Raw genomic sequence first — 4,019 nt, 5'->3', positions numbered from 1 at the left:
AGCATGACTGACCGGGAAGGTGACCGTCAGCCAACCAGCCGACAGTCCGCGTAGTCCTGTCGGTGGTCGGTGGGTCGTCCGTCAGGGGGTGATTTTGTAAATGTGGTAGGAGAACTCTTTGGCGAAATTGTCCGTGATAGTGCCGCCGACGACCGGTACCGACCTGTTCTCGAACATGACCTCGGCCTTGGCGCCGCCCAGACCGGCGGGCATCGTCAGCTTCTGCTCGCCGGTGCCGCCGGTGCGGCCGGGCATCGCGAAGATGTAATAGGAGCCGTCGCGCTCCTTGAGCATGGTGTCGAGCTGCGGGTTGAACTTCCACTGGTACGACTGGGTGTTCAAAACGGGCGCCAGGCTGGTGATCCGACGGTTCAATTCGGACACTGCCGGTCGTACCGCCGTGCCGCAGGCATCCCGCAGCACGTGCTGGCTGATGCACGGGCCGCCGAAGTTGTGGTTGAAGTACAGGACGCCGCGCGCCTCGTGGATGAGCGAGTTCACCACCGCGCCACCGATCTGGTCGGCGGTGATGGTCGGCGCGCTCGCCTCGGGGAACGGCTTGCCGACCTCGACGAAGGCGTACACCGGCTGGCGCTTGCCGTCGAGACCGTCGAGCCGGCGCATCACGTCCATCGTGATGCCGTAGTTGGCCGCCCGGCGGCAGTTCTCCTTCGTCACCCCGAGGCTGGGACCCTCCGAGGACGAGTAGCAGACGTTCGGGTCGGTGTACCAGTAGATGTCGTTCGAGACGACGGTCGTGTAGTCGTTGACGAACCGGCTCGCGTCGGCGTCGGACTGCCAGAACACGACGCCCTTGCCGAAGTTGGCGTAGGTCATCCGGCCGTCGTTCTTCGGCAGGCCGTCCGAGAGCCGCTTCATGATGTCGAAGCCGCAGTCGTACTTGCCGGAGGTGCACGGCTCGCCCTGGCCGGGGTACTTGCCGGTCCAGGTGCTGTTGCCGGCGCCGCCCCACATGTCGACCTCGTCGTTGATGATCCAGCCGGTGGTCTCACCGCCGCTGTCCTTGCGGCCCTCGGTCATGGCGTGCATGCCGTTGCGCTCGATGAGCTTCATGTCCGAGCCCTCGGTGAGCATGACGTACGTGTTCAGCCCGGCGTCCTTGTCCTTGTCGATCTCCGCCTGGCTGTACGTGCCCTCGTACCAGACACCGATCGGGAAGAACGACGGATCGTCCCATTCCGCCTCGTTGCCCTTGGCGAACTTCGAGTAGTAGGACGGGCCGCCCTCCCAAGCCACGCGCGGCAGGTCGAGCACGCTCCCACCGGCCGGCGGCGCCGTGGTCCGCGTCGGCTCGGGGGTGGCAGTGGTGGCACTGGGCGCGGGCGCGGGTGCGGTGGTGGTCGGCGCCGTCGTGGGAGCCGGCGCCGGCTCGTCGTCCTTCTCCGTCGCGAACACGACGTCGACCCAGTAGTTGCTGGACTGCCAGCTCTGCTCCGGGAAGTCGCCGGAGCCGTAGTCGTAGACGCCGGACCCCACCGTGGCGAGCGGGCCCGCCTTCGCGGTCCGGCCGGCGAAATACCGCTGTGAGGCGGAGTAGCGCGTCGTGTTGTACGACACCACGTACTGGACGCCGGGCTCGATGTCGAGCGGCTTCGCCAGCTTGACCTGCTGCCAGCCGGAGCGCGTCTCGGACCTGGGCGTGGCGGTGGCGAGTTTGTCGCCGTCGGCGGACCAGACCGTGACGCGGTGGGCGCTGCGGTCGCCGCGGGCCTTCAGGAAGCGCACGGCCTCGAGCGTGCCGGCGCTCTTGGAGACGAACTTCAGGCCCAGCTCGACCTGGCGGGAGTCCGGGTCGACCGAGACGCCCGAGACGTCCGTCGACGCGAAGAAGGAGTAGGTGTCCGGCTGAGAATTGACCGCATATGCGGTGACCGCAGCTCCGGCCGCCAGCATGCTGATCGTGGCGACGACGGTGAAGAATCCTCTTCCGCGCCTTTTGCCGCGTCGTGCATGCCGGCCGGGTCGTAAGTTGTCGGACGATTCCTGGCTTCCCACGAGCCTTTAACTCCTTCGGCAGGTGAACCTTTGCCGGCGCTGCTCCGTATGTCCTGGTGAGCTCTCTGCGCGCCGGTGGGCGGGCCGACCATATCCACCCGGCCGGTGAGACCCAAGCGTCTTAAAGGTCTCTTGTACTTTCGAGAAATCGACGTAGTGAAACAATTCGATCTGATCATTTCACGGGCGTCCGGATAACGCCCGAATTGAACGCGCCCATGTCGGCATTTGCCCGTTATCCGCGCCGGGCCGATGTTTGCGAAATGCTCTCGTCGGGCGCACGCCGCTGCGCGGGGATCCGGATCGGCTCGTGGGCGCGGCCCCAGCCGGAGCGGACGTCCCACGACGGCGACCGGCGCAGGCGCTCGGCGAGCACGATGACCGACACGTAGACCACCGCGGACGGCAGCAACCACGGCGAGCGGAGCACCACGTTGCGAAGCCATGAGGTCGAGCTCGGCCCGGGCACCGGGTCCGGCGGCAGACCGTAGCCCTGCGGCGCGGCCTCGATGAAGCGCCAGAACTCCGCGTTGCCGTCCCGGCCCCGCGCCACCCGGCGGATGAGATCGCGCGCGGTGCGCGGGGCGACCACCCGGACCGTCTCGTCGATCTCGAGCTTCTCGCCGGCGTCGACCACCGCGTCGAGGAACATGTCGTCGGCGGTGATCGCCGGGAAGTCGGCGAATCGCTTGCGCGCGTCGGCGGAGACGGCGATCACGCCGCGACCGAAGAGCCGGCCGCGAAACACCGGCAAGCGCCCGTTGATGCGGTAGTAGGCACGGACCGGCCAGGTGCCGGCCGACGTGTCGGCCGCCGGTGTCGGCACGGCGGCCTCGATGCCCGGCTCCTCCAACGCTTTCGCCAGCCGGCGGATCAGCGCGGCCGTCGCCGGGACGTCGGCGTCCAGATACACCCGCACGTCGCCGGTGGCGATCCGGTCGGCGGCGTTGAGGGCGGCCGTCTTCGACGGGGTGGCGACCTCGATCACGCGTACGCCGAAGGAGCGGGCCACCTCGGCCGTGCGGTCGGTGCATCCGTTGGCTGCGACGACAATCTCCATGTCCGGGCCGAATTCCGGGCAATCGGTCAATGCACGCAACGTGGCACCGATGCCCGCTTCCTCATTGAAAGCAGGCATGATCACGGTAATTCGCATGCCGCGATGCTCCCTTTCGGATCGGATGACAACAACCCGCCGAAAAGACGAGGTGGTATCGCGTACTCGACAGAGGCGTAGTCCGATCGTCTCTTGCTGCTCTCCGCATAGTCCGGCAGGTTGAGTGCCGTGGTGGTATCCCAGGAGTTCTCGGAATCCCTTGCGGTGCAAGGGATTCCCGTGATGTTGCGCGGTGTCGGATTTGACCCCCTCCAGGAAGATCAAGTAGTTGATCATGTCTTGGAACGGCTCTCCACCGGTCAAGGTGGACAAATCATTACGCCGAACATCGACATACTTCATCGCGTTGACCGCGATCGAGAATGTCGCCGTCACGTCGAAGCATCGTCAATTGTGGTGGCGGACGGCAAACCGCTCATCTGGGCCAGCCGGATCGCCGGCACCCCACTGCCCGCCAGGGTCTGCGGATCCGACCTGATCTGGAGCCTTTCGGCGGCCATGGCCGAAACCGGGCGCTCGGTCTATCTGCTCGGCGGCGAGCCGGGCACCTCCGAGCTGGCCGAGCAGGTGCTCCGCGAGCGCTTCCCGACGCTGAAGATCGCCGGACGGCTCAGCCCGCCCTTCGGTTTCGACAAGCGGCCGGGTGAGCTCGACGAGGTCTGCGACGAGGTGATCGGCGCCGCGCCGGATCTCGTCTTCGCCGGATTCGGCTTCCCCAAGCAGGAACGGGTGATCGAGCGGCTGCGCGAGCGCATGCCGCAGACGTGGTTCATGGGCTGCGGCGCGGCGATCGGCTTCGTGGCCGGCGTGCACTCGCGGGCGCCCGGCTGGATGCAGGACAACGGACTGGAGTGGGTGCACCGGCTCTACCTCGAGCCGCGCCGGC

The 4,019-nt window shown here is 67.0% G+C and carries 3 protein-coding genes; 1 reads left to right on the top strand and 2 read right to left on the bottom strand.

Translation table 11 applies throughout. From position 1 onward, the window contains the following. Window positions 1–81: 81 nt before the first annotated feature. Window positions 82–1,914 carry a DUF4082 domain-containing protein gene (locus AB0M20_RS30670; RefSeq protein ID WP_364303812.1) on the bottom strand — a complete coding sequence of 611 codons (1,833 nt, stop codon included), beginning with the start codon at window positions 1,912–1,914 and terminating at the stop codon, window positions 82–84. Window positions 1,915–2,251: 337 nt separating this feature from the next. Beyond that, complete coding sequence (locus AB0M20_RS30665) at window positions 2,252–3,508, bottom strand: glycosyltransferase (RefSeq protein ID WP_364303810.1); 1,257 nt, start codon at window positions 3,506–3,508, stop codon at window positions 2,252–2,254. Window positions 3,509–3,529: 21 nt separating this feature from the next. Between AB0M20_RS30665 and AB0M20_RS30660 the strand changes: the two genes are divergently transcribed. After that, window positions 3,530–4,019 (top strand): WecB/TagA/CpsF family glycosyltransferase (locus AB0M20_RS30660; RefSeq protein WP_364303809.1); only part of this gene is annotated, 490 nt, incomplete at its 3' end.

The sequence above is a fragment of the Actinoplanes sp. NPDC051633 genome (assembly GCF_040681735.1).
Taxonomy (GTDB): Bacteria; Actinomycetota; Actinomycetes; order Mycobacteriales; family Micromonosporaceae; genus Actinoplanes.
The sequence above is the reverse complement of the archived record's forward strand: the minus strand, read 5'-3'. Positions and strand labels throughout refer to the sequence as shown.